At 73.2% G+C, this 23,969-nt stretch carries 22 protein-coding genes and 1 tRNA gene; 11 read left to right on the forward strand and 12 right to left on the reverse strand.

All coding sequences use genetic code 11. The features are described from left to right. Positions 1-5 precede the first annotated feature (5 nt). Complete coding sequence (locus tag ACIRFH_RS08235) at positions 6-2,054, reverse strand: DHA2 family efflux MFS transporter permease subunit (RefSeq protein WP_403518070.1); 2,049 nt, start codon at positions 2,052-2,054, stop codon at positions 6-8. Positions 2,055-2,253: 199 nt separating this feature from the next. On the opposite strand from ACIRFH_RS08235, the gene ACIRFH_RS08240 reads away from it, so the two are divergent. Then, positions 2,254-3,369, forward strand: a complete 1,116-nt coding sequence (locus ACIRFH_RS08240; RefSeq protein WP_403518072.1) for a peptidoglycan-binding protein — start codon at positions 2,254-2,256, stop codon at positions 3,367-3,369. Positions 3,370-3,618: 249 nt separating this feature from the next. On the opposite strand, the gene ACIRFH_RS08245 is transcribed toward ACIRFH_RS08240, so the two are convergent. Beyond that, positions 3,619-4,281 (reverse strand): HAD-IA family hydrolase, encoded by a 663-nt coding sequence (locus ACIRFH_RS08245; RefSeq protein ID WP_403518074.1) that lies wholly within the window; start codon positions 4,279-4,281, stop codon positions 3,619-3,621. 171 nt (positions 4,282-4,452) lie between these two features. Continuing rightward, positions 4,453-5,034 carry a TMEM165/GDT1 family protein gene (locus ACIRFH_RS08250; protein WP_403518076.1) on the reverse strand — a complete coding sequence of 194 codons (582 nt, stop codon included), beginning with the start codon at positions 5,032-5,034 and terminating at the stop codon, positions 4,453-4,455. A gap of 399 nt (positions 5,035-5,433) precedes the next feature. Here ACIRFH_RS08250 and ACIRFH_RS08255 point away from each other — a divergent pair, with 399 nt between their 5' ends. The 4 genes from ACIRFH_RS08255 to ACIRFH_RS08270 all read left to right on the forward strand — a co-directional run bounded on the left by ACIRFH_RS08255 (position 5,434) and on the right by ACIRFH_RS08270 (position 9,589). Then, positions 5,434-6,078 (forward strand): HNH endonuclease family protein, encoded by a 645-nt coding sequence (locus ACIRFH_RS08255; RefSeq protein WP_403518078.1) that lies wholly within the window; start codon positions 5,434-5,436, stop codon positions 6,076-6,078. Between the two features lie 102 nt (positions 6,079-6,180). Continuing rightward, on the forward strand, positions 6,181-7,881 hold the full coding sequence (locus tag ACIRFH_RS08260; RefSeq protein ID WP_403518080.1) for an alkaline phosphatase D family protein: 1,701 nt from the start codon (positions 6,181-6,183) through the stop codon (positions 7,879-7,881). Between the two features lie 393 nt (positions 7,882-8,274). Then, complete coding sequence (locus tag ACIRFH_RS08265) at positions 8,275-8,727, forward strand: DoxX family protein (RefSeq protein WP_403518082.1); 453 nt, start codon at positions 8,275-8,277, stop codon at positions 8,725-8,727. Positions 8,728-8,941: 214 nt separating this feature from the next. Continuing rightward, positions 8,942-9,589: a DedA family protein gene (locus tag ACIRFH_RS08270; RefSeq protein ID WP_403518084.1), complete on the forward strand. Its 648-nt coding sequence runs from the start codon at positions 8,942-8,944 to the stop codon at positions 9,587-9,589. Positions 9,590-9,621: 32 nt separating this feature from the next. Here the strand turns inward: ACIRFH_RS08270 and ACIRFH_RS08275 are convergent, their stop codons facing one another. Next, the gene (locus ACIRFH_RS08275; RefSeq protein ID WP_403518085.1) at positions 9,622-9,849 is read right to left on the reverse strand and encodes a DUF2277 domain-containing protein; all 228 of its coding nucleotides are present in this window, start codon (positions 9,847-9,849) and stop codon (positions 9,622-9,624) included. Between the two features lie 115 nt (positions 9,850-9,964). On the opposite strand from ACIRFH_RS08275, the gene ACIRFH_RS08280 reads away from it, so the two are divergent. Further along, entirely contained in the window at positions 9,965-10,309 is a 345-nt protein-coding gene (locus ACIRFH_RS08280; protein WP_403518087.1) for a hypothetical protein, read from the forward strand. A gap of 76 nt (positions 10,310-10,385) precedes the next feature. On the opposite strand, the gene ACIRFH_RS08285 is transcribed toward ACIRFH_RS08280, so the two are convergent. Then, positions 10,386-10,460, reverse strand: a tRNA-Val gene (locus ACIRFH_RS08285). 216 nt (positions 10,461-10,676) lie between these two features. On the opposite strand from ACIRFH_RS08285, the gene ACIRFH_RS08290 reads away from it, so the two are divergent. From ACIRFH_RS08290 to ACIRFH_RS08300, 3 genes are all read left to right on the forward strand, one after another. Beyond that, positions 10,677-11,447: a DUF4097 family beta strand repeat-containing protein gene (locus ACIRFH_RS08290; protein WP_403518089.1), complete on the forward strand. Its 771-nt coding sequence runs from the start codon at positions 10,677-10,679 to the stop codon at positions 11,445-11,447. 71 nt (positions 11,448-11,518) lie between these two features. Continuing rightward, on the forward strand, positions 11,519-12,925 hold the full coding sequence (locus ACIRFH_RS08295) for a hypothetical protein (RefSeq protein ID WP_403518091.1): 1,407 nt from the start codon (positions 11,519-11,521) through the stop codon (positions 12,923-12,925). Between the two features lie 55 nt (positions 12,926-12,980). Next, on the forward strand, positions 12,981-13,205 hold the full coding sequence (locus ACIRFH_RS08300; protein ID WP_403518093.1) for a zinc ribbon domain-containing protein: 225 nt from the start codon (positions 12,981-12,983) through the stop codon (positions 13,203-13,205). A 102-nt stretch (positions 13,206-13,307) separates the two neighbouring features. On the opposite strand, the gene ACIRFH_RS08305 is transcribed toward ACIRFH_RS08300, so the two are convergent. Together ACIRFH_RS08305 and ACIRFH_RS08310 are read right to left on the reverse strand one after the other, a co-directional pair. After that, positions 13,308-13,952, reverse strand: coding sequence for a response regulator (locus ACIRFH_RS08305; RefSeq protein WP_403518095.1), 645 nt, complete (start codon positions 13,950-13,952; stop codon positions 13,308-13,310). Continuing rightward, positions 13,943-15,085, reverse strand: coding sequence for a sensor histidine kinase (locus ACIRFH_RS08310; protein ID WP_403518097.1), 1,143 nt, complete (start codon positions 15,083-15,085; stop codon positions 13,943-13,945). The genes ACIRFH_RS08305 and ACIRFH_RS08310 overlap by 10 nt, the downstream gene beginning before the upstream one ends. Positions 15,086-15,217: 132 nt before the next feature. On the opposite strand from ACIRFH_RS08310, the gene ACIRFH_RS08315 reads away from it, so the two are divergent. Next, positions 15,218-16,054: a DedA family protein gene (locus ACIRFH_RS08315; RefSeq protein WP_403518099.1), complete on the forward strand. Its 837-nt coding sequence runs from the start codon at positions 15,218-15,220 to the stop codon at positions 16,052-16,054. On the opposite strand, the gene ACIRFH_RS08320 is transcribed toward ACIRFH_RS08315, so the two are convergent. The 3 genes from ACIRFH_RS08320 to ACIRFH_RS08330 all read right to left on the reverse strand — a co-directional run bounded on the left by ACIRFH_RS08320 (position 15,972) and on the right by ACIRFH_RS08330 (position 20,647). Next, positions 15,972-16,784 (reverse strand): HAD family hydrolase, encoded by an 813-nt coding sequence (locus tag ACIRFH_RS08320; protein WP_403518100.1) that lies wholly within the window; start codon positions 16,782-16,784, stop codon positions 15,972-15,974. The genes ACIRFH_RS08315 and ACIRFH_RS08320 overlap by 83 nt on opposite strands. Beyond that, positions 16,784-19,375: a phosphoribosyltransferase domain-containing protein gene (locus ACIRFH_RS08325; protein ID WP_403518263.1), complete on the reverse strand. Its 2,592-nt coding sequence runs from the start codon at positions 19,373-19,375 to the stop codon at positions 16,784-16,786. The genes ACIRFH_RS08320 and ACIRFH_RS08325 overlap by 1 nt, the downstream gene beginning before the upstream one ends. A gap of 105 nt (positions 19,376-19,480) precedes the next feature. Continuing rightward, positions 19,481-20,647, reverse strand: coding sequence for an HpcH/HpaI aldolase/citrate lyase family protein (locus ACIRFH_RS08330; protein ID WP_403518102.1), 1,167 nt, complete (start codon positions 20,645-20,647; stop codon positions 19,481-19,483). A gap of 220 nt (positions 20,648-20,867) precedes the next feature. Between ACIRFH_RS08330 and ACIRFH_RS08335 the strand changes: the two genes are divergently transcribed. Then, positions 20,868-21,830 carry a TerD family protein gene (locus ACIRFH_RS08335; RefSeq protein WP_403518104.1) on the forward strand — a complete coding sequence of 321 codons (963 nt, stop codon included), beginning with the start codon at positions 20,868-20,870 and terminating at the stop codon, positions 21,828-21,830. Between the two features lie 108 nt (positions 21,831-21,938). Here the strand turns inward: ACIRFH_RS08335 and ACIRFH_RS08340 are convergent, their stop codons facing one another. Then, entirely contained in the window at positions 21,939-22,676 is a 738-nt protein-coding gene (locus ACIRFH_RS08340; RefSeq protein ID WP_403518106.1) for a Tellurium resistance, read from the reverse strand. Between the two features lie 149 nt (positions 22,677-22,825). Beyond that, the gene (locus ACIRFH_RS08345; protein WP_403518108.1) at positions 22,826-23,965 is read right to left on the reverse strand and encodes a DUF475 domain-containing protein; all 1,140 of its coding nucleotides are present in this window, start codon (positions 23,963-23,965) and stop codon (positions 22,826-22,828) included. Positions 23,966-23,969: the final 4 nt, after the last annotated feature.

A 23,969-nucleotide genomic window follows, 5' to 3' on the forward strand; every position in this document is an offset into this window, starting at 1 on the left:
GGGGCTCAGCCGGCCCGGGTCAGGGTGCGCCGGTCGTGCGGGTGCTCCCGCTCCGAGCCGCACAGCTCGCCGGTGAGCTCCCTCACCAGCCGTACCAGGTCGGTCGGGCGGTCGGGCCCCCACCAGTCGCCGAGCAGCACGGCCAGGGATTCCTCACGGGCCTTCGCCAGGCGCTCGGCGTACTCGCGTCCCCGGTCGGTCAGGACCAGGTCGAGGCCCGCGCGGACGGCGAGGCGCCGTTCCTCCACCTGGCGGGCGGCCGCCATGACGGCGGCCAGCGGAACGGGGCTGCGCTCGGCGAGCACGGCCGGCTCCACCCGGCCGTACCTCCGCATCCTCAGCAGCATCCAGCTCGCCGCCGGCAGCAGGTCGTAGCCCGCCCGTTCGGTGATCCTGCGGTAGATCTCGCGGCGGCCCTCGCGGGTGCCGAGCACCGACAGGGCGCGGCACACCTCGTCGTGCGAGGACCGTTCTACCGGGTTGCTGGCGAAGGTCTGGGCGCCGTCGGGCGCCGTGACCGAGCCGCGCAGCCGGTCCTCCTTCAGGAACCAGGCCAGCAGGAAGCCGAGGAGGGCGACGGGGGCGGCGTACAGGAAGACGTCGGTGATGGCGGACGCGTAGGCGTGCAGGGCCGCCGGACGCAGGGCGGGGGGCAGGGCGCCGATGCCGCGCGGGTCGGCCTTCAGCGAGTCCGCGGAGACGCCGGGCGGCAGCCGCACGCCGCCGAGGACGCCGGTGAGCTTGTCGCCGAGGCGGCTGGAGAAGACCGTGCCGAAGATCGAGACGCCGAAGGACGCGCCGATGGAGCGGAAGAAGGTGGCGCCGGAGGTGGCGACGCCCAGGTCCTCGTACGCCACGGCGTTCTGCACGATGAGGACGAGGACCTGCATCACCAGGCCGAGGCCCACGCCGAAGACGAAGAAGTAGGCGCTCATCTCGGCGGTCGAGCTGTTCTCGTCGAGCCGGTGCAGCAGGAGCAGGCCGAAGGTGGTGACGGCGGTGCCCGCGACGGGGAACACCTTCCAGCGGCCGGTGCGGCTGACGATCTGCCCGGAACCGGTCGAGGCCAGCAGGACGCCGACCACCATCGGCAGCATGTGCACACCGGACAGGGTCGGACTGACACCCTGCACGACCTGGAGGAACGTGGGCAGGTAGGTCATCGCGCCGAACATCGCGAAGCCGACGATGAAGCTGATGACGGCGGAGAGCGTGAAGGTGCGGACGCGGAAGAGCTTGAGCGGCAGGACGGGCTCGGCGGCCCTGCGCTCCACCGCCACGAACACGGCGGCCAGGACGACGCCCAGCACCGCCAGGCCGATGATCTGCGGCGACCCCCACGCCCAGGTCGTGCCGCCGAGCGAGGCGACCAGCACCAGGCAGGTGGCGACGGACGCGATGAGCACGGTGCCCAGGTAGTCGATGACGTGCCGGGTCGCCCGGCGCGGGATGTGCAGGACCGCCGCGATCACGGCGAGCGCGACGACGCCGACGGGCAGGTTGACGTAGAAGACCCACCGCCAGCTCAGGTGCTCGGTGAAGACCCCGCCGAGCAGCGGTCCCAGCACGCTGGTCGCGCCGAACACGGCGCCGAACAGGCCCTGGTAGCGGCCGCGTTCGCGGGGGGAGACCAGGTCGCCGACGATCGCCATCGACAGCACCATCAGCCCGCCGCCGCCCAGGCCCTGCACCGCCCGGAAGAGGATCAGCTGGGGCATGCTCTGCGCGACGCCGCACAGCGCGGAGCCGACCAGGAAGATCACGATCGCCGTCTGGAACAGCCTCTTGCGGCCGTACTGGTCACCGAGCTTGCCCCACAGCGGGGTCGCGGCGGTCGCGGCCAGCAGGTACGCGGTGACCACCCAGGACAGGTGCTCCAGCCCGCCCAGTTCGCTGACGATGGTGGGCAGCGCCGTCGACACGATGGTCTGGTCGAGGGCGGCGAGCAGCATGCCGAGGAGCAGGGCCCCGATCGAGACCAGCACGCTGCCGGAGACCTGTTCGCGGTCCTCGGGCCGTGCCGGCTCCGTCACCTCGCGCACATCCGTTGCCATCGATGACCTCCAGGCGCCGTCCCAGGGGTGCCACCACCCACGCACACTCCATCCTGATCGATGTGACCGGTTATGGCCTGTTCATTCCTGCGGAGGCCGGTGTTCCGGGGGCGTGCGCGCGCGAGTGTGGAGAAGATCTGCATAATCTCTGGAGTTCGCGAGGGGAGTCGCGAGGGGAGTCGCGAGGGGAGGGACGAGCGTGGAGCAGCAGAAGCCGTCGCGGGAGCCGCAGGGGCGGCCTTCGGGGCACCCGTGCCCGGAGTGCGGAGCGCCCAGGGAGGCGGACAACACGCCGTCCTGCGCCTGCGGGCCCCGCGCGGCCGACGCCCTGCGCGACGCGCGTACGGCGCAGGCGGCGGCCGCGGAGGACTTCGACCCGCTGCGGATCCGGCCGTACGTCGAGCTGGGCGGTGCCGGTGAGGCCACGGCACCGCTGCCGGAGACGGACGCGGGTGCGGACGCGGATGCGGATGCGGACGCGGACGCCACGATGACGCTGCGCGCGGTCGACGCCGGGCCGTCGGCCACGGAGGCGACGTCCGTGCTGCCCACGCCGCTGGTGCCCTCGGCCGGTGCGCCCAGCGACCGGGACCTGCGCCTGTTCGACGCCTCGGCGGCGGGCGGCCCGGCGTCGACGGCGCCGCTGGATCCCGTGCCGGACGGCGACGGTGACCGCCGGCCGCGCGGGCGGCGGCGGGGCGTGCTGCTCAGCGCCGCCGGGGCGGTCGTGGTCGTGGTGGGGGCGGCGGGGTACGCGAGCGGACTGTTCTCCTACGAGTCGCCGTCGCGGGACGGCGCCCTGCCGGGCGAGGTCCGGGCGAGCGTCCCGGCCCCGTCGGTCACCACGTCCTCGACGGCACCGGAGCCGAGCCCGCCGTCCACCGGGCCGGCCACCGCGTCCCCGTCCGCATCCGCGTCAGCGTCCGCGTCGGCGAGCGCGAGCCCCTCGTCCTCCCCGTCCCCGTCCCCGTCGGCGTCGGCGTCGAGCGCCTCTCCGACACCGTCCCGGTCGCCCGAGCCGACCGCGACCGCGTCGAGCGCCGCCGCCCCCGGTCCCGGCGACGGGGAGGACGACGACCGCCCCGACGGCGGCGGAACCCTGCACCGCGGCGACCACGGCGCCGAGGTCGCCGAACTCCAGCAGCGCCTGGCCCAGCTCTACCTGTACACGGGCGAGATCAACGGCAACTACAACAGCCAGGTCGAGGACTCGGTCCGCACCTACCAGTGGGCCCGCGGCATCCGCACCGACGCCCTGGGCGTCTACGACGAAGCGACCCGCCGGATGCTGGAATCGGAAACCCGCCGGCCCTGACGTCGGGCGCCCCGCCGTCAACCGCGCGATCCGAGCAATCCGCGCAATCCGCGCAATCCGCGCAATCCGCGGGCAATCGTGCCTCCCCCAGTGCCTGAACGGCCTGGGAGGTGCCCCCGGGGCGGCACGGGTGGGCGCGGCGGCATCCCGCCGGCGCCGGGCCGCGCCCCCTGCCCGCGACCCCGCCACCCGCGCGGGCCCCCTCTCACCGACGCGGCACCCGCACGCCCCCTGGACGCCGCCCACCCGTCAGCCGACGTGCAGCCGCAGCTCTCCGCCCCCGAGGCTCTCCACCCGCACCTCCGTCAGGTCCCGCACCACCACGTCCGGCCCGTGCGCACCGGCCCGCGGCCCGACCCCCACGACCCGCATCCCCGCCGCCCGCGCGGCCGCGATCCCCGCCCCGGAGTCCTCGAAGGCGACGCAGTCCGCAGGATCGACCCCCAGTTCCGCCGCACCCTTGAGGAACCCCTCCGGATCCGGCTTGCTCGCACCGACCGACTCCGCGGTCACCCGCACATCCGGCAGCGTCAGCCCGGCGGCGGCCATCCGCGCGCCGGCCAGCGCGACGTCCGCGGAGGTCACCAGCGCGTGCGGCAGCCCCCGCAGCGAGGCCAGGAACTTCCGTGCCCCGGCGATCTCCACGACACCCTCGGTGTCGGCGGTCTCCTCGGCGAGCATCCGCGCGTTGTCGGCGTGGTTCTGCTCCATCGGCCGGTCCGGCAGCAGCAGCGCCATCGAGGCGTAGCCCTGCCGTCCGTGGACGACCTTCATGGCCTCGTCGCCGTCCAGTCCGTGCCGGTCGGCCCAGCGCCGCCAGACGCGCTCGACGGCGGCGTCCGAGTTGACGAGGGTGCCGTCCATGTCGAGCAGCAGGGCACGGGCGGGGAGGACAGTGGTGGTGGCCGTCATCGGCAGACTCCAAGGCGCGGGGAGGGAACAAGGCGGCCCCGCCCGCCGGTCAGGGAGAACGGGCGGGAGCCACTTTGTTTCTCCACGGTACAAAACGGCCGGGGGATCGCGCCACCGCCCCGGGCGATGTACCCCCGTCCCGGGGTGAACGTTCACCCGCCGTTCGCCCGCTCAGCCGGTGACCGCCTCCCACAGGCTCCACACGCCGAGGCCCAGCATCAGCAGCGCCGCGATCTTGGTGATCAGCGCCAGCGGCACCCGCTTCATCAGGGCCTTCCCGCCGACGATGCCGAGCCCGGCCACCGCCCACAGGGCGAGCATCGCGCCCAGGCCGACGGAGAGCGGGTCGTCGTAGCGGGCCGCGAGGTTGGCCGTCATGATCTGCGTGAGGTCGCCGAACTCAGCGACCAGGATGAGCATGAAGCCCGCCCCGGCGACCTTCCAGAAGGACTGGTCCTCGGGCTTGCGGATCTCCTCGTCCTCGTCGTCCTTCTTCATCAGCAGCACCGCGGCGCCGCCCAGGAACAGCACACCCGTCACCGCGTGCACGATCTGCTGCGGCAGCAGGGTCAGCACGCTGCCGGCCGCGACCGCGAGCACGACGTGCAGCAGGAAGGCGGCGGCGACGCCGGCGAAGACGTACGAGGCGCGGTAGCGGGTGCCGAGGACGAGACCGGCGAGCGCGGTCTTGTCCGGGAGTTCGGCGAGGAAGACGACGCCGAAGACGAGCGCCGTCACGGTCAGGCTGATCAAGGAATCCTCTATCGGTCGGGGCCGCCCCGCCGAGAGTGCTGGTCCTGCGCGAACGACACCTCGGCACGGCAGCACACGGTCGCCCCCGCCGTACGGCACGGGCGTGCACTGCTTGCCGAAGGTCTCGCTGGCGGCCCCGTGACCGGGGTCCGCCTCCGGGCGCCGGCTCAGACGAGCTGAGCAGTATGTCGACGGTCCGGCGAAGAGCTACTCCCCTTCTGCGCCGTCCATAGTACGCGAGCCCCCGGGCGGCCCCGGGGGGCGAAAGTCCCACCGCCCCCATAGACGTGCCATGCACACGTCACTAACTTCTTACCGGCCGCACATCCGCGCGCCATGCGGCGTCGCGAGCATTCCCCCGCTCGCGTCCGACATCCCCACCCCCCCGAGGGAGTTCGCATGCCCAGGTTCTACGCGCGTCGACGCCTCGCCGTCCTCGCCGCGCTCACCGGACTCATAGCCTCCGCCGGGCTGTTCGGCGGCCCGGCCGCCTCCGCCGCCCTGCCCACCCCGGTGAGCGCCGCCACCGCCCGCTCCTACCTCGCCTCCCTCCCCGTGGCCGCCGAGAACCGCACCGGCTACGACCGCTCCCTCTTCCCGCACTGGATCACCCAGTCGGGCACCTGCAACACCCGCGAGACGGTCCTCGAGCGCGACGGCACGGGCGTCGTCACCGACTCCTCCTGCGCCGCCACCGCGGGCAGCTGGTACTCCCCCTACGACGGCGCCACCTGGACCGCCGCCTCCGACCTCGACATCGACCACCTCGTCCCGCTCGCTGAGGCATGGGACTCCGGCGCGAGCGGCTGGACGACCTCCCGGCGTCAGGCGTTCGCCAACGACCTGACCCGCCCGCAGCTCATCGCCGTCACCGACAACGTCAACCAGGCCAAGGGCGACCAGGACCCGGCCACCTGGCTGCCCTCCCGCACCGCCTACCGGTGCACGTACGTGCGCGCGTGGGTGCAGGTGAAGTACTACTACGGCCTGTCCGTCGACTCCGCCGAGAAGTCGGCGCTGCAGAACCAGCTCGCGGGCTGCTGAGGCCGCTCGCGGGCCGCTGAGGCCGCCCCCGCCCCGGCGCGGACACTCCCGCGCGCCCTCCGTCGTTCCGTACCGTACGGGGCGACGGAGGAGGGGATCGCCATGGCGGGACTGCGCCTGGGACCACTGCTGAGGTACAACGACGGCTCGTCCGCGACCGTCTGGGCCGAGACGAGCCGCCCCTGCACCGCCGAGGTGCGCTGCGCCGACGGCGCGGGAGGCAGGGCCCGCACGTTCCAGATCGCGGGCCACCACTACGTCCTGGTCCCGGTGAGCGGCCTGACGCCCGGGACGGCGACGGAGTACGAGGTGCTCCTCGACGGCGCGCGCGTGTGGCCGCCGCCCGACTCGCGCTTCCCGCCCCCGGTGATCGCCACGCCCGCCGGTGACGACGGCCTGCGCGTCGCCTTCGGCTCCTGCCGATGGGCCGCGCCGCCCGCCGGGGGCAAGGACCCGGTGGGCCCGGACGCCCTGGACACCCTCGCGGCCCGCGTCGCGGCCGACCCGCGGGGGGCGCGGCCCGACGTGCTGCTGCTGCTCGGCGACCAGGTGTACGCCGACGAGGTCTCCGACGAGACCCGCCGCTGGATCGCCGGGCGCCGCGACCCGGCGGAACCGCCGGGCGAGCAGGTCGCGGACTACGAGGAGTACACCCGGCTCTACGACGAGTCGTGGAGCGACCCGGAGGTGCGCTGGCTACTGTCCACCGTGCCCTCGTGCATGGTCTTCGACGACCACGACGTGATCGACGACTGGAACACCTCCGCCGCCTGGGTCGCCGACATGCGGGCCACCGACTGGTGGCGCGAGCGGATCCTGAGCGGCCTGATGTCGTACTGGGTGTACCAGCACCTGGGGAACCTCTCCCCGGCCGAACTGTCCGCCGACCCGCTCTACGCGGCCGTCCGCGCGACCCCCGACGGCACCGACGCGCTGCGCGACTTCGCCGCGCGGGCCGACGCCGACCCGGCCGCCGTCCGCTGGAGCTACCGGCGCGACTTCGGCCGCGTACGGCTGGTGATGGTGGACTCCCGCGCCGCCCGCGTGCTGGACGAGGACCGGCGGTCGATGCTCGACCCGGGCGAGGCCGCCTGGCTGCGCGAGCAGGTGCTGGACGGGCGGGGTGACGGCGGGGGCGCCTACGACCACCTCCTCATCGGCACCTCCCTGCCCTGGCTGCTGCCCCACCTGGTGCACGATGTCGAGGCCTGGAACGCCTCGCTGTGCGGCGGCGAACGGGGCGCCCGCTGGGCACGGCTCGGGGAGAGGATCAGGCGCGGGGCGGACCTGGAGCACTGGGCGGCGTTCCCGGCCTCCTTCGACGCGCTCGCCGGTCTGATCGCCGACGCCGGGACGGGTCCGGGGGCGCCCGCGACGGTGAGCGTGCTGTCGGGGGACGTCCACCACGCCTACGTGGCCGAGCCGTCCTGGCCGGGCCGGGGCCCCGACGCCCGGGTCGTGCAGCTGACCTGCTCCCCCGTGCACAACTCCGTGCCGCTCTCGATCCGGCTCGGCTTCCGCTTCGGCTGGAGCGCCCCGGCGCGTGCCCTCGGGCGGCGCTTCGCCCGGCACGGGCGCTGTGCGCCTCCGGCGGTCTCCTGGCGCAAGGCCGGCGGCCCCTGGTTCGGCAACCAGCTCATGACGCTGACCCTGCGCGGGCGCTCGGCCCGGGTGCGCCTGGAACAGGCCCGGTCGGAACGCGACGGGACGACGACGCTGCGGACGATCACGGACAGGGAGCTGGCGCAGGGAGCCGACGCGGGACCCCGGCTCCGCGCTCCGGGCCTCGACGGGAGGCGCTGAGCCCTCGGCAGGGGCGCTGAAGTCCCCGATGGGAGCGAATGTCCCGGCAGAGCGACGCGCGGACGGCGTGACGCCGGGACGTTCGCTCCCATCGCCGTTCTGCGCCGGGATCCGCGTCAGCGTCTCCGAGCCCCGGGCCCCGCGCGGGCTTCGGCCGACCCGCGCGGGCCGGCGGTGTGCGCGGGTTTCGGTCAGCCCGCAGGGCTTGGCGGTGTGCGTGGGACGACCCGTACGTGCGGTGGTTTCTCCTACGAACCAGTAACCCGAAGCCAAGCCGTGGCCAAATGTTGAACTTGCAAGTACTGCTTAGGGTCACCTAACGTGGGCAGCCCACTCGGTTCCGTCCCCGACCGGCCCCCTCACGGGCCGATCCGACCGAAGGAGCTCCCCCACATGACCGAACGCCTCGACAGCGCCCAGCCCTACGCCCTCGGCCTGTTCCGCATCGTCGTCGGCCTGCTCTTCGCCTGCCACGGCGCCGCCTCCCTCTTCGGTGTGCTCGGCGGCGCCCCGGGAAGCGGCGGCACGATGGAGGCCGGCACCTGGCCGGGCTGGTACGCCGCCGTGATCCAGCTCGTCGCCGGCGGTCTCGTCCTGCTGGGCCTCGGCACGCGCGCCGCCGCGGTCGTCGCCTCGGGCTCGATGGCGTACGCCTACTTCAAGGTGCACCAGCCGGGCGCCCTGTGGCCGATGGAGAACGGCGGCGAGGCCTCCGCCATGTTCTGCTGGGCCTTCCTGCTGCTGGCCTTCACCGGCTCCGGCGCCTTCGGCCTGGACCGGGTCCTGTCCCGGCGCACGTCCGAGCCGGAGGAGCAGACCACGGAGCAGACGCCCGTCGCGGCCTGACCCCGACGCAGGGCGGCGCCCACCCCTGTGCGGGGGTGGGCGCCGCCTCGCGTCCGCGGCGGCCGGGTGAACCCTCCGCGCCGTGCGCGCGAGCCCCCTGTGAACCAACTGTCACACCTCAGGCGTACGCTGTATGGCTGTCATCGACCGCTCCTGCCGTTTCCCCGCGTACCGCGGCACGGTCCGGTCCACGGGGGCTTCACGGGAGTGTGTGGTGGTCGAGGGTTTCGGAAATGTCGCGGCACTGGTCAGCAGCCCATGGATCTATGTGCTGGTGGCCCTCTCGGTGCTCTTCGACGTCTTCCTGCCGGTGCTGCCGAGCGGCGTACTGGTGATCACGGCGGCCACGGCGGCGGCCGCGGGCTCGGGTGCGGCGGTGGCCGGAAAGGTGCCGCACGACGTCCCCGACATCCTGGCCCTCCTGCTGTGCGCCACGACCGCCTCCGTCCTCGGCGACCTGGTGGCCTACCGTCTGGCCTGGCGCGGCGGAGCCCGTCTGGACCGCGCGATCGCCCGGTCCCGCCGGCTGACCACGGCGCAGCAACGCCTCGGCGGGGTGCTCGCCCGCAGCGGGGGCGCCCGGGGCGCGCTCGTCGTCCTGGCCCGCTTCGCGCCGGCCGGGCGCTCGGTCGTCTCCCTCGTCGCCGGAGCCGCCCACCGCAGGGTCCGCGAGTTCCTGCCCTGGTCCGCGCTCGCGGGCCTGTCCTGGGCCGCTTACAGCGTCGCCCTCGGCTACTTCGGCGGCCAGTGGCTCGGGGCGAGCTGGCTGGCGACGGGGGTGTCCCTGCTCGCGCTGTTCGGCGCGGGGGCGGGCGCGGCATACCTGATGCGCCGACAGCCACAGGCCGGCGAAGCCTCGTAACGGGCCCGGGGAGGCCGGTCACGGCAGCGGCGTCACCCCTCCCGTCGCGCGCCTCCCCGTACCTCCAGGCCGGCCAGCAGTTCGGCCGTGGCCGCGGTGACGGCCTCCACGGCCCGGTCGAAGGCCTCCCGGTTGTGCGCGGCCGGCGCCCGGAACCCGGACACCTTGCGCACGTACTGGAGGGCGGCGGCCCTGATCTCGTCCTCGGTGGCCTCCTCGGCCAGCACGGGCGGGCGTAGCGTCTTGATGCTGCGGCACATGACTCCAGTCTCCTCCCCCGGCCGGCGCGTACGGCACTCGCGCCAGGGCCACTCGTTCGCATGAACCACCCAAGGGAACGCGCGCCTCAAAATCGAACAGACGTATCATTGAGGCGTGGCTACGACCTATGACTTCCCCAGTGATCTCCTCGCCGGTCAGGAGGAACTGCGTCAGGTCCGGGCCGAGTTGTCGGCCCTGCTGAAGAGGCTCCCCTGGTCCGTCGCACCGTTGGACGGCTTCAGCGACGACAACGGCTGGCGCAAGATCGAGCGCCCCGCCTCGCCCGGCTGGTCGGAGGACGAACAGGCCGAGGTGGACAAGCTCCGGCAGCGCGAGCGCGAGCTCGCCGTCTTCGTCAGCACCCACCGCTACTGGTCCGAGGCCACCGGCCCCGACCGCGTGGACGCGCGCACGGCGCTGAAGCACGTCCACGAGGCCCGGCCGGAGCAGGACGCCTAGGGCCCCCTCGGCAGGCGCACGCGAGAGGCCCCCGGACGATATCCGGGGGCCTCTCGACCGGCGCTGACGCCGGCCCTGGTGGGCGCGGACGGTTTCGAACCGCCGACATCCTGCTTGTAAGGCAGGCGCTCTACCCCTGAGCTACGCACCCGGGACGAGTCGACAGCCTACATGGCCCCGGGCACTGTCCGGCAAACGCGTTCGAGCCCGGGCCCCGGCCGGGGGTTAACCCCACCCCGCATCCGGGAGCGGCCCGGATCCCCGCGCGGAGCCCCGGTCCGTACGGTCAGGAACGTCACCGCACCGAGCCCGGCACCCGGGCAGTCCCGGTGCGGTGCCTCGCCGTCCGTCCCAGGGGGAGATCGTCATGGCCGCCCGTACCGTCACCGCTCGCGCCTTCGCCGCCGCCGGCGCCGTCGCCGTCCTCGTCGCGGGGCTCGGCGCCTGCTCCTCCGCCGAGGAGGACAAGGACCCCGACCACCGGTCCTTCGCTCTCCGGGGCTCCACCCTCACCGTCGACGCCGACGACTCCGCGCTGGAGATCGTCGCCGCCGACGGCAACACGTCCGGCGAGATCGACGTGACCCGGTGGTTCAAGGGCTCGGTCGCCCTCGGTTCCGACCCCGAGGTGACCTGGAGCATGGACGGCGACCGGCTGAAACTGCGGACCCACTGCTCCGGCCTGGTCGCCGACTGCGCCACCAAGCACCGTGTGGAAGTGCCGCGCGGCATCGCCGTCACGGTGAAGACCGACGACGGCAGCGTCCAGGCCCGGGGTTTCCGGGACGCGCTGGACATCCGCACGGCCGACGGGTCCGTGCGCGTCAGCGACACCACCGGGCCGCTGGCCCTGCACAGCGACGACGGATCGCTGCGCGCGAAGGTGTCCTCGCCCCGGGTGGCCGCGTCTACCGAGGACGGCTCGGTCCGCCTCGAACTCGGGGCGGTCCCGGACCTGGTGGAGACCCGCAGCGACGACGGCTCCGTCACGGTCGACCTGCCCCGGGCCACGTACAAGGTGTCCGCCGACAGCGACGACGGCTCCGTCCACGTGTCCGTGCCCCGCGACGACGCGAGCTCCCACGTGGTGACCGCGCGGACCCGGGACGGCAAAGTCACGGTCCGGACCGCGAACTGACCGGCCCGTGTGTTCGTCTCTTACGGGTGGGAGAATGAACCCGGGCAGGACGGACGACACGGGAGAGGGATGTGACGGCGACACCATCGCAGCCGTACTCGCCGATGGTGCCGCGCGCGCCGCGCCTGCCGCACCGGTCCGCGGGGCGGCGCCCGCCCGGCGCGCTCCGTGACACGCTCACCCTGCTGGGTCTGCCGCTGCTCGCCGCGCTCGCCCTGCCCGCCGCGTTCGCCGGCGGCGGCACCCGGCGCTGGTTCGGCGGGCGGGCCGAGAGCCAGCGGGCCGAGGCGCAGGCCGCGAAGGACGCCGCCGCCGCGGCCTTCTACGAACTGGACACCGCCCAGCGGGACCTGCGGATCTCGATCGAGACGATCGCGGCCGTCGACCCCTCCCCCGCCGCCCGGCGCGCCGTCGACCACTTCGCGGCGCTGGGCCGGCGCATCGACGAGGCCAGCGGCCGGTACATCAGCGCCGTCGACGCCCACGACCTGGACCGGGACGACCTGGAGGCGTCGGTCGCCTCCCGGGCCCGCACCGAACTGGCCGCCGCCAAGGACGAGCTGGGCCGGGTCAAGCAGGAACTGGACCGCTTCGCCGAAGGGCTCGGCCCGCTGCTCGGCAAGGCCGAGACCCAGCTGGCCCGGCTCGCCCCCGCCGTCGAGCGGGCCCGGCAGACCCTGCTCGCCGCCTCCGAGGCCCTGGACGCCGCACGGGGCGCCGGCCTGAAGGCGGACGACCTCGCCGCCCGTCTCGCCGCTCTGAGCCCGGAGCTGACCCGGCTGAACCAGGGCGCCGGACAGCACGGTGTGCCGCAGACCCTGGAGCGGGCCGAGCGGGTCACCCGGGAGGCCGAGGCGGTCCGCGCCGAGGCCGAACGGCTGCCCGAGCGGGCCGCCGAGATCGATCACCGCCTCGTCTCCCTGCGCACCCGCGCCCAGGCCCTGACCACCCGCGCCGGACAGGTCGAACCGGTGCTGAGCGAGCTGCGGCGGCGGTTCACGGCCGCCTGCTGGCAGGACCTCCAGCACGTGCCCGACCAGGCCGCCGAAACGGTGCGCCAGGCCGAGCGCAGGCTGGCCGAGGCGCAGCGTGCCCGCGACGAGCAGCGCTGGCCCGACGCCACCGCCCTGCTGTCGACGGTCCGGGCGCTGCTGAACGACACCGACGAGGCCGTCTCCGCCGCCGGCGACCGGCTGCGGCAGCTGAACGCCGTGCAGAAGGACCCCCAGCAGGAGATCGAACGCACCCGGTTCGCGATCCGCGATGCCCAGCGGCTCGCCATGGCGGGACGCAACACCCCCGACCCGCGGCACGCGCGCCCCCTGGACGACGCCGTGGCCCGGCTGGAACGGGCGATCACCACCCTGGAGGGCCGGCACCCCGACTACTGGCACTTCCTGACGGAGACGGACGCGGTCCGCCGAACGGTCGCCGGCGTGGTGTCGCGCATCCGCGAGGAGCGGGGAAGCGGGCACTGAGTCCGGCTTCCGCCACCGGGGCCGCCCGCCCGGGGCCGCCGGTTAACCTGTGCGCATGCCTCGCTACGAGTACCGCTGCCGCAGCTGCGGCGACACCTTCGAACTGAGCCGTCCCATGGCCGAGTCCTCCGCCCCCGCGCCCTGCCCGGCGGGCCACGACGACACGGTGAAGCTGCTGTCTACGGTCGCCGTCGGCGGCTCGTCCTCCGCACCGGCCCCGGCGCCCCGCGCGGGCGGCGGAGGCGGTGGCGGCTGCTGCGGCGGAGGCTGCTGCGGCTGAGAGACTGCGGTCCGGACGCGGCCGGCCCCTGCCCGGTGCGGGGGCGCGGCCCGGTGCGGGGACGCCGGGGTGTCCGACCGGCTCTGCTCCCTTCGGCTCGCGTCAGCTCCCCAGGTACCGCAGCACCGCCAGCACTCTGCGCGAATAGCCCTCGCCCCCGGTCAGTTCCAGCTTTTCGAAGATCGCGTTGGTGTGTTTCTCCACCCCGCTCTGCGAGATGTGCAGCCGACGCGCGATCGCCGCGTTGGTGTGGCCCTGCGCCATCTCCGCCAGTACGTCCCGCTCCCGCACGGTGAGCCGGGCGAGCAGGTCGGTGTGCGTGGTGCGGCCGAGCAGCTGTCGAACGACCTCCGGGTCGAACGCGGCGCGTCCGGCGGCCACCCGTTCCAGCGCGTCCAGGAACTCGTCGATCTGGACCACCCGGTCCTTGAGCAGATATCCGACCCCTTCCGTCTCTCCGGTCAGCAGCTCCGTCGCGTACCGCTTCTCGACGTACTGCGAGAGCACCAGCACCCCGACCTCCGGCCAGCGCTCGCGTATCTCCAGGGCCGCGCGCAGCCCCTCGTCGGTGTGGGTGGGCGGCATCCGGACATCTGCGACGACCACGTCCGGCCGGTCCTCGGCCACCGCCTTCAGCAGCAGCTCCGCGTTGCCGACGGCCGCGATCACCTCGTGGCCCTCCTCCGCCAGCAGCCGCACCAGCCCCTCCCGCAGCAGGGTCGAGTCCTCGGCGAGGATCACCCGCATGGCAGCTCCGCGGCCACGAGGGTGGGCCCGCCCGGCGGACTGACCACGCTGAGGCTGCCGTCGAGGGCGGCGACGCGCCGGGCGAGCCCGAACAGTCCGCTGCCGGCTGGATTCGCCCCGCCGCAGCCGTCGTCCTGGACGCTCACGTACATCCGTTTCTCCTCCGCTCTGACGGCGACTCTTATACGGGTCGGCGCCGCGTGTTTGACCGCGTTCGTGACCGCTTCGCAGACGACGAAGTACGCGACGGTCGCCACCGCCTGCTCGGGTTCCTGGTCGAGGTCGTAAGCCACTCCCACCGGCACGGACGCCCGCTCGGCGACCGTCTCCAGCGCCGCGCGCAGCCCCGCCTCGTCCAGTGTGGTCGGATAGATCCGCCAGGCCACCTCGCGAAGCTCGTCCAGGGCGCGGCGGCTCTCGTCGTGGGCCTGGCCCAGCAGCCGGTCCCGGCGGTCCGCGTCCTGGCTGCGGCGGGCCCGGCCGAGCAGCATGCCGAGGGCGACGAGACGCTGCTGCACACCGTCGTGGAGGTCCCGCTCGATACGGCGCCGTTCATCGTTCACCGCGTCGACCACCGCGGCCCGGCTGGCGGACAGCTCGGCGATCCGCCGCTCCAGCTCCTCCTGGTGGCGGGGGCCGAGGAAGTGACGCGCCAACTGCCGCTCCAGTCCGACCACGCCGAACATCCCCTGCACGGCGAGGAACACGAGGAAGAAGCCGCCCAGACTGCCGAGGACGAACGACCCGGGGTCGCGTATGTCGTCCAGCAGGAGCCAGCCGTACAGCCCGAAGGTGCCGTATCCCAGGCCGATCGCCGCCGTCAGTATCACCACGCCGCCCAGGACGCCCAGGGCCCCGCGGCAGGCCACGTACCTCAGCGCCCGCGCGTCCTCGTACGCGGGCGGGACACGGAGGCCGAGCCACATCCCGAGCCGGCCCCGCTCCAGCTCCGCCAGTCTCCGCGCGCCCGCGTGGACCGGACGCAGCACGGCACGACGTCCCGACGGCCAGGCCACCACCGGCAGCAGGGCCGCACCGGCCAGCAGGGCGAAGAGCAGCTCGACGACGGCCGCGGCGGTCCCCATGATCAGGCCCACCCCGCACCGCACTACGCGTCGCGCCATGTCTCGCATGATCGCGAGGCTAGTCGGGCGCGGCAGCGGCGCGCACTGCGGAAAACCTCAATTCCCGCTTCCGGTACACCGCATGCGATCCTGCGGTCTTCCTCAGGGCCCCTTCAGCTGCGATTTCCTAGCGTGGTCGTCATGACAGCCATCGCAGCGCAACCGGCCGCGGACAGCGGTGCGGCACCGCAGTGGATCAACGACCTCATGGACGCGCTCGGCGCACCGGGCGCCGGCCTCGCCATCGCTCTGGAGAACCTGTTTCCTCCACTGCCGAGCGAGGTGATCCTGCCGCTCGCCGGGTTCGCGGCGAGTTCCGGCCGGATGAACCTGATCGCCGTCCTGCTGTGGACGACGGCGGGGTCGGTGATCGGCGCGCTCGCCCTGTACGGGATAGGCGCCCTGCTCGGCCGGGACCGCACGGTGGCGATAGCGGCGAAGCTGCCGCTGGTGAAGGTGTCCGACATAGAGAAGACGGAGGCGTGGTTCCTCAAACACGGGACCAAGGCGGTGTTCTTCGGCCGGATGATACCGATCTTCCGCAGCCTGATCTCCGTGCCGGCGGGTGTCGAACGGATGCGGCTGCCCGCCTTCCTCGCCCTGACCACGCTGGGCAGCGCGCTCTGGAACACCGCGTTCGTCCTCGCGGGCTATGCGCTGGGGGACAACTGGTCCGAGGTCTCCCGCGTCGTCTCCGCCTATTCGAAGGTGGTGCTCGCGCTCGCCGTGCTGGCGGTGCTGGTCTTCATAGGGATGCGTCTGCTGCGGCCGGGAGCCGGCCATCGCAGGCGGGGCCGCGAACGCGACGGCGGGCAGGGCATACGGCCGCCGGCCGGTGACGACGACGGCCGTCCCGGCACCGGAGGCGGTGCCGGGCGTCCGGACGCCGGCGGAGTCAGCGAGCCGGGTTCGCCGCACGCAGGAACTCCCGCAGGATCCGCTCCCCCGCCAGCACCCCGCGCTCGGGCAGAGCGCTGATCGCCGGTGCCGTCCAGCCGGAGTCGGCCAGCTCGCCGTGGCCGGGGCGCCATCCCCGGTCGACGGCCAGCAGCAGGTCGGCGTCGAGGAGGGAGTCGCCGGCGGCCAGGGTGAGTTCGGCGCCGGTGCGGCGGGCGACCTCGCGCACGGCGGCGCTCTTGGTCAGCGGCTTGGGCACGGTGTAGATCTTGCGGCCCTGGAGGGACACGGTCCAGCCGCGGTTCTCGGCCCAGACCGCGAGTTCCTTCACCCAGTCCTCGGGCAGCAGCTCGCGCTCGACGACGAGGTAGGCGAACAGGTCCTCGGCGACCCGCTGCTTGCGCACCCACACCGGGTCGGCGGCGCTCATGAGGTGGTCGCGGATCTCGTCCAGCGAGGCGCACTCGTCGGCCAGCCGCGCGGTCACCCGTGCGTGCCAGTCGGGGTCGGACACGCCGTCCACCAGCAGGTGGCCGCCGTTGGCGCAGATCGCGTACGGGGGCGGGGGGCCGGGCAGGCTGATGCGCTGGTACTGCTCACGGGTCCGGGTGGTGGTCGGCACGAAGACCGCCGTGCCGCCGAGGTCGGTCAGCAGTCCGGCGGCCGTCTCGGTCATGTAGGAGAGGGGCTTGCCCTCGTAGACCTCCACGCACAGCAGCCGGGGCGCCCGCTCGTCGGGCATGGTCAGGCCGAGGGCGGCGGCGGAGTAGATGAGCGTGCGGTCGAGGTCGCTCGCGACGAGCACCGGCATCAGCGCGTCACCGCCCTGCCGTCGGCGCCGGTCGCACCCCGCGTGTACTTCGGGTGGATCAGTCCGACGCAGGTGTAGGGCAGGTCGGCGACTTCCTCCACGGGGACGCCCCGCTGCTCGGCCAGGAGCCGCACATGGTCCAGGTCGGCGCCCGCACCGGCCCGGGCGAGCACCTTCCAGGGCACCCGGCGCAGCATCACGCGGGTGGTCTCGCCGACGCCGGGCTTGACGAGGTTGACGTCGTGGATGCCGTACTCCTCGCTGATGCGCTCGACGGCGGCCCAGCCCTCCCAGGTGGGGGCGCGGTCGGCGGTGAGGAGTTCCTTGGCCTGCGCGTCGACGGTGTCCGCGACCTCCGGGAAGCGGGCGGAGACGGCGTCCAGGAAGGCCGCCGAGAGGTCGGCGCCGGCGAGGTCGCGGTAGAACTTCGCGCCGTGGTAGTCGTGCGGGCCGACCAGGTCGGCGCGGAGCACAGTGCGGGATATCAGGCCGGAGACGGTGGAGTTGAGGCAGGCGGAGGGGATGAGGAAGTCGTCGCGGGTGCCGTAGGTGCGCACGCAGGAGCCCGGGTCGGCGAGGACGGCGATCTCCGGGTCGAAGCCGGTGATGCCGTCGGAGGCCTCGAAGTCCCGCAGTGCGGCGGCGAGTTCGCGGGTGATGGCGCCCTTGCCGGTCCAGCCGTCGACGAAGACGACGTCGGCGGGATCGTGGTCGGCGGCCAGCCTGCGCAGCGCGTTGGCGTCGATGCCGCGGCCCCGGACGATCGACACGGCGTAGTGCGGCAGGTCGAGGCCGTGGCGGTACTGGGCCCAGCGCCGCATCAGGATGCCGACCGGCGTGCCGGCGCGGGCGAGGGAGACCAGGACCGGGCGCGGAGACCGCTCGGTGAGCACGATCTCGGTGACGGCGCCGACGGCCCGTGCGAGGCGGGCGGCGGACGCCTCCAGGGCCGCGTGGAACAGTTCCTGGTACTGCTCGCTGGGCTGGTACTCGACGGGCAGCGACTCCGCGTAGTGGGCGCCGCCTCGCTGGATCGCCTCCTCGCGCTCCTCGGTCGGCGCCTCCAGCGTCACCTCCGAGAGGTCCTGGAGCAGCCAGCCGACCTCGTCGGGGGCGTACGAGGAGAAGGCGGGGCCGCGCAGGGGCTCGGGCAGCATCGGGGGCCTTTCGGGAGCGTGCGGAAAGCCGGGAGGTCCGGGCTCGTACGACGGGACGACCGCGAGCAGGACGTGCGGGACGTGCGCGGCGAGCCGGGCCGTCAGTCCATCGGGGGCGTGCAGGGCGGGGGTGTCGGCGGCCGAGTCGACGACGGCGACGACGGCGTCGAACCCACCGCCCGCGACGTTGTAGGCGTAGCGCTCGCCGGGGCCGTCGGCGGGGTCGTCGTGGGCGGGGAAGACCAGGCGGGTGCGTATCGCGTACCCGGGGTCGTCGACCGCGAGGACGGGCGAGCGGGTGGTGGTGGAGTAACGCACCTCGGCATCGACGGTCCGCTCCAGTTCGCAGGCCAGTCGGAGCGGGGCGTACATCAGTTCCTCGAAGCCGAGGACGAGGACGCGGCGCGCGCCGGTGGGCAGTGCCTCGGCGATCCGGGCGGCCATGGCGGGCAGGGCCGCCTCGAGCCGGTCGCGCTGGGCGGGCGTGAAGCCGTGCCGTCCTCCGTCGGGCACGCCACGGGGCCAGCTCAGCTCGACACGGGGCACGGCGCCGGTTCCCACCGGGCCGGGACGTGCGGGCACGTCGGATGCCGGGGCGGCGGAGTCGGGCGCGCCGGGCACGTCGGATGCCGGGGCAGTGGGGTCGTCGGCCGCCTCGGGTCCTGCCTCCGCCCCCGGACGCCGGGAGGCTTCCGCCGCCTCCGTTTCGTGGTGGGCGACCAGCGCCTGTCCCCGTTCCAGGACGTCCGCCGGCAGGCGCACCGTGCCCGAGGCTGCCGTGACCAGGTCGACGCGGGCGCCGATCTCGCGGGCGAAGTCCTCCAGGCGCCCGGCGTCGGCGGGTGAGCGCATGTCGACCAGGGCCACCACCACGTACCGGTCCCGCGGGTAGCGCTCGTGCAGGGCGCGGACGGTGTTCAGGACGGTGTTGCCGGTGGAGAACTCGTCGTCGACCAGGACCAGGGGCCCGTCGCCGGCCAGCAGCGCCGGGTCCTCGGGCAGCAGCAGGTGGGAGGTGGCGTGCGAGTGGGACTCCTCGAAGCCGCCCGCGCGGGCGACACCGGTGACCGGGCGGCGGGTGGAGTGCAGGTACGGGGCGTCGCCCAGGCCGTCGGCGACCGAGTGGCCGAGGCCGGTGGCGGTCTCCGCGTAGCCGAGGACGACGGCCCGGCCGGTCTCCTCGGCGCCCAGCAGGTCGCGGACGCGGTGGCCGAGGGTGAGACCGTGGCCGTACACGACGGACGGGGACTGCGGGACGTGCTTGCCCAGCACGTTGGACACGAGCAGGTGGGCGCGCTTGGGGTTGCGGCGCAGGGCGAGTCCCAGCATGCCGGTGAGGGCGTCGTCCCCCGCGAGTTCGACACCGAGCCGCTCCGCGACCCAGCTGCCGGACCAGACGCCGGCGTGCTCCCCGGCACGCGCCGCCTTCCCCATGTGCTCGTCGCTCCCGTGGTCCACTGCGTCGTTCATCGGTTCCTTGTGTTCGGTCGGACAGATTCGGTCGGGCGGGTCCGGTCGGGCGGGTCCGGTCGGACAGGTTCAGTCGGACAGCCCGGCGGCGAGGAGTTCCACGAAGCCGACGTCCTCGTTGGCCACGCCGAAGACCTCGGCGCGCAGCAGGGTCCGCTCCGCCCAGGCGCGGTGCGGCTTCACCTCGTTCATCTTGTTCGTGTACGCCGACCGCAGCACGCCTCCGCCACCGCGTTCGGGGCGCAGGATGTCCTGGGCGTCGCTGAACTCCTCGCGGCTGACGACGGACAGGGCGTGCACCGGCAGCACGTGCGAGGGGTGGATGCAGGTCTTGCCGAGCAGGCCGTTGGCGTGGTCCAGCGCGATCTCCCGCAGCAGGCCGTCCATGGAGTGCTCGATCAGCTTCTGGCGCAGCTCCACGGCCTGCACCTCCAGGAACGGGCTCTGCCGCAGTTGCGGTTTGAACATCCTTTCCTGGACCCGGAAGTACTCCCACACCGGCCCGGTCACGGTGAATCCGGTGCCGTCGGCCCGGCCGAGCATGTTCACCACGTCGGCGATCACGGAGGCGACGACCTGGACGTCGTAGGCCGTCATGTCGGGGGCCCGGCGCAGCCCGTAGGAGGAGCAGAAGTCGGTCACGCCGAGGCGCAGGGCGAGCACCCGGTCGCGGTACTTGTCGACCGCGCGGAAGATGCCCTCCAGCGTCTGCACGCGCGACTCGCGGTACAGCAGCTCCGGCGACTCCAGCACCGGCATGGCGAACAGGCGCCGTCCGCTCGCCGCCTCGGCCGCGGTGAGCGCCTCCAGGAAGGCCGTGCCGCGTTCCTCGGTGAACTTGGGCAGGACGAATCCGGACAGCAGCCGTACCGCCGGGCCGAAGCGCCGCACGAGGTCGGGTATCTGCCCGGGGGTGCGGACCCGGACGAACAGCAGCGGCACGTCCGCGTCGGGGAGGCCCGCCAGGTGCGTGAACTGCCGTACGAGGTTCTCCTCGCCGGCCGCCACGTCGGCGTCGTCGATCGAGTCCTCCAGGCACAGCACCATCGACACCACACCGCGCGCGCCTTGCTTGAGGACGTCGTCGGCGAGCTTCGGCCGGGTGGCCGGGCTGTAGAGCGTGGCGCCCAGGGCCGCGGACAGCAGCCGGGCCGGGGAGTCCGCGGTGAAAGCGCAGGGCTCCCGGTGGAAGAGGCGCTCGCGCACCTCAGGGGCGATGTGCCCGAAATGACGCATGAATACTCCCCCGCGGTGTCTGGGCGATGGTCCGGGTGATCGGTGAACAGTCCAAGGTGGCCGGTAATAGTACGTAGGTCTTCATGTCGGCGGTTCCCCCCGGGCATGAATTCCGGGTGACCCCGCCGGGTCGGCGGCGGGCGTCCGGGGCCTCGCGGGCACGGCCCGGGTACCCGCCCCCGCGTTGTCGTGAGCAGGACCGAGAGGGCAGGATGACGGCATGACGCACGCGATGCTGAAGGGATCGAACGTCCCGCTGCAAGCCACCACGGTACGCGCCGTGCTGCGCTGGTCACCCGGGCAGGGGGTCCCCGACGTCGATGCCTCCGCGTTGCTCCTGGGCCCCGAGGACCGTGTGCGTTCCGACGAGGACTTCGTCTTCTACAACCAGCCCCGGCATCCGTCCGGGCAGGTCTGGCGGCTCGGCAAGAAGCGGGTCCCCGAGGGCCTGACCGACACGATCCAGACGGATCTCTCCGGTGTCGAGCCCTCGGTGGGCCGGATCCTGCTGGTCGCTTCGGCGGACGGCGTCGCCTTCGACCGGGTGCGTGAGTTGCGCATCCTGCTGTACGACGCCGCGGTCACCGGCGGGGAGCCGCTGGCGTACTTCGACGTCAAGCCGGAGACGGGCCAGGAGACGGCGCTGATCTGCGGGGAGCTGTACCGGCGCGGGGAGGGCTGGAAGTTCCGGGCGCTCGGTGAGGGCTACTCGAACGGGCTGGAGGGTCTGGCGACCGACTTCGGCATCTCGGTGGACGAGTCCGAGGCGGCCGAGGAGCCGGAGGCCGCGCCCACGCCGGAGCCGGCCGCGCAGGCTCCGGCCGCGCAGGCTCCGGCCGCGCAGACGCCCGCCCGTCCCGTGGTCGACCCGGAGCAGCCGACGACCGTGCAGCCGCTGCCCGTGCCGGCCACCCCCGAGGTCTCCCCCCCGCTGCCGCCGGAGCAGCCCCCGGGAGTGCCGGCCCAGCCCGCGTACGGCTACCCGCAGCAGCCCCCGGCCGCGCAGCCCGCCTACGGCTACCCGCAGCCGGCCGCCGCGACCTACGGCTATCCGCAGGCACCGCCCGCCACCGCCGGGGTCGCCGCCGCCCAGCCCGGCTACGGCTATCCGCCGGCCGCCGCGGGGGCACCCGACCCGGACTTCCGGCTGCCGCCGCAGGGTCCGCAGTTCATCGGCCGCTAAGACCTCTCGTCCGGATCAGGCCGCGGGAAAGCAGCAGGACCTGTCGACCCCGCGTCCGCGGCATGATCCGGACGAGAGGCTCCCGTCACGGCGGGGCCGGCGCGGGACTCATCGCTCGACCTTGGTCTTGTAGCCCCGCCCCCACTGCAGCCCCCACCCGTAGAGCCGGTCCAGCTCTCCCTGGAAGCCGTAGACGAACTTCACCTCGCGGCGGACCAGGATCTCGCCCTTGACGTTCTCGATCATCACCACGGCGCAGGACCGGGCCTGCGGGTGGCGCTCGTCGAGGCCTATCTCGATACGCGGCCCGTTGCTCGGGTACAGCGTGACGATGGCGTGCGTACGGTCGAAGGCCGGTGTCTGGTCGTAGATGTAGGCGAAGAGCAGCAGACGTTTGATGGCGTCCCGGTGGTCGAGGTTGACGTAGATCGTCTCACCGGAGGCCGAGCCGAACCGGTCGTCGCCGCTGAGCTTGACGTAGGGCGGGGCGTTGACGTCGCCCAGGTAGCCGCCGAGCGGCTGGACGACGCCCCGGGTGCCGTCCTGGAGCTCGTAGAGGCAGCCGAGGTCGAGGTCGACGTTGACCATGCTCTGGCTGTGGCCGACGACCTCGGGCGGCTTGAGCGCCTTGAGGGGGTGCCGCAGCAGGCTCTCGCGCTGCGCGCCCGTGATGTCCGAGGTCCGCATCCGCCAGGTGAGGTTGACGCGCAGATGCCCGGTGGCCGCACCCTGTCTGGTCAGGGAGACCTGGCTGTGCCGTTTGGTCAGCTGGATGGAGTTGGTGGCCGCGCTGCCCGAGTCGAACTCGCTCTCGCGGCCGCGCCACAGCCCGTCCAGGAAACCCATTCCCGCCCCCACTTCCCGTCACCGCCGACGGGGCGGCCCCGAGGAGTCGTCCTCGTCGGCCGCCCCGCACAGAGCGTTCCTCGTCCGGGCCGGGTTCACACCGGGGCGCGGGCGCACCGGGGGCGCACCGGCCCGGGACCGTCAGGGTGTCACACCCCGGAGGCGATCTCCGTCTTCTCTCCGTCGCCCGATCCTCCGGCTGCCGCGATCGCCTTGTTGCGGCGCACGGAGGACCAGAAGGACCAGCCGATCAGGACCACGCCGACGAGGCCGGTGATGAACTCGTTGATCTCGTACTGGATGGTGACGAGGAGGATGACGGCGAGGGCGCCGATGGCGTAGTGGGCGCCGTGCTCCAGGTAGACGTAGTCGTCGAGGGTGCCCTCGCGGACCAGGTAGACGGTCAGGGACCGGACGTACATGGCGCCGATGCCGAGGCCGAGGGCCATCAGGACGATGTCGTTGGTGATGGCGAAGGCGCCGATGACGCCGTCGAAGGAGAACGAGGCGTCCAGGACCTCCAGGTAGAGGAACATGAAGAACGCGGCCTTGCCGGCCAGCGCGACGGCCGACTTGGGCTTGCCGGTGCGCGCGGCCTCCTCCTCGGCCTCGTGCTCGCGCTCCTCCTCCTCTTCGAGCTTGTCCTCGAAGTAGCCGGAGAGGCCGCCGACGACCAGGTAGGTGATCAGACCCGCGATGCCGGAGATCAGGACCGTCTCGGCCTTGTCGGCGTGGCCGGCGTGCAGGTGGGCCTGGGTGGCGAAGGTCATCGAGGAGACGAGCAGCACGATCAGGGCGATGCAGACCGACAGCATGTCGACCTTGCCGAGCTTGGCCAGGGGCCGCTCCAGCCACTGGAGCCACTTGATGTCCCGGTCCTCGAAGATGAAGTCGAGGAAGATCATCAGCAGGAACATACCGCCGAAGGCGGCGATCGACGGGTGGGCGTCGGTGACCAGCTCCTGGTAGCGGTTCTTGTCGGTGAGGGCGAGATCGACGGCCTCGATCGGTCCGAGCTTGGCGCTGATGGCCACGATCACGACCGGGAAGACCAGGCGCATGCCGAAGACGGCGATCAGGACGCCGACGGTGAGGAAGATCTTCTGCCAGAAGGCGTTCATCTTCTTCAGGATCCCGGCATTGACCACCGCGTTGTCGAACGACAGCGAGATCTCCATGATGGAGAGGATCGCCACGAGCCCGAAAGCGGTCCACCCCCCGTAGAAGACCGCCGCGACCAGGCCGAGCGCGGTGACCGCGAACGACCAGCCGAAGGTTTTCAGAAGCACTGGC

Source organism: Streptomyces sp. NPDC093586 (assembly GCF_044764905.1).
GTDB lineage: Bacteria > Actinomycetota > Actinomycetes > Streptomycetales > Streptomycetaceae > Streptomyces.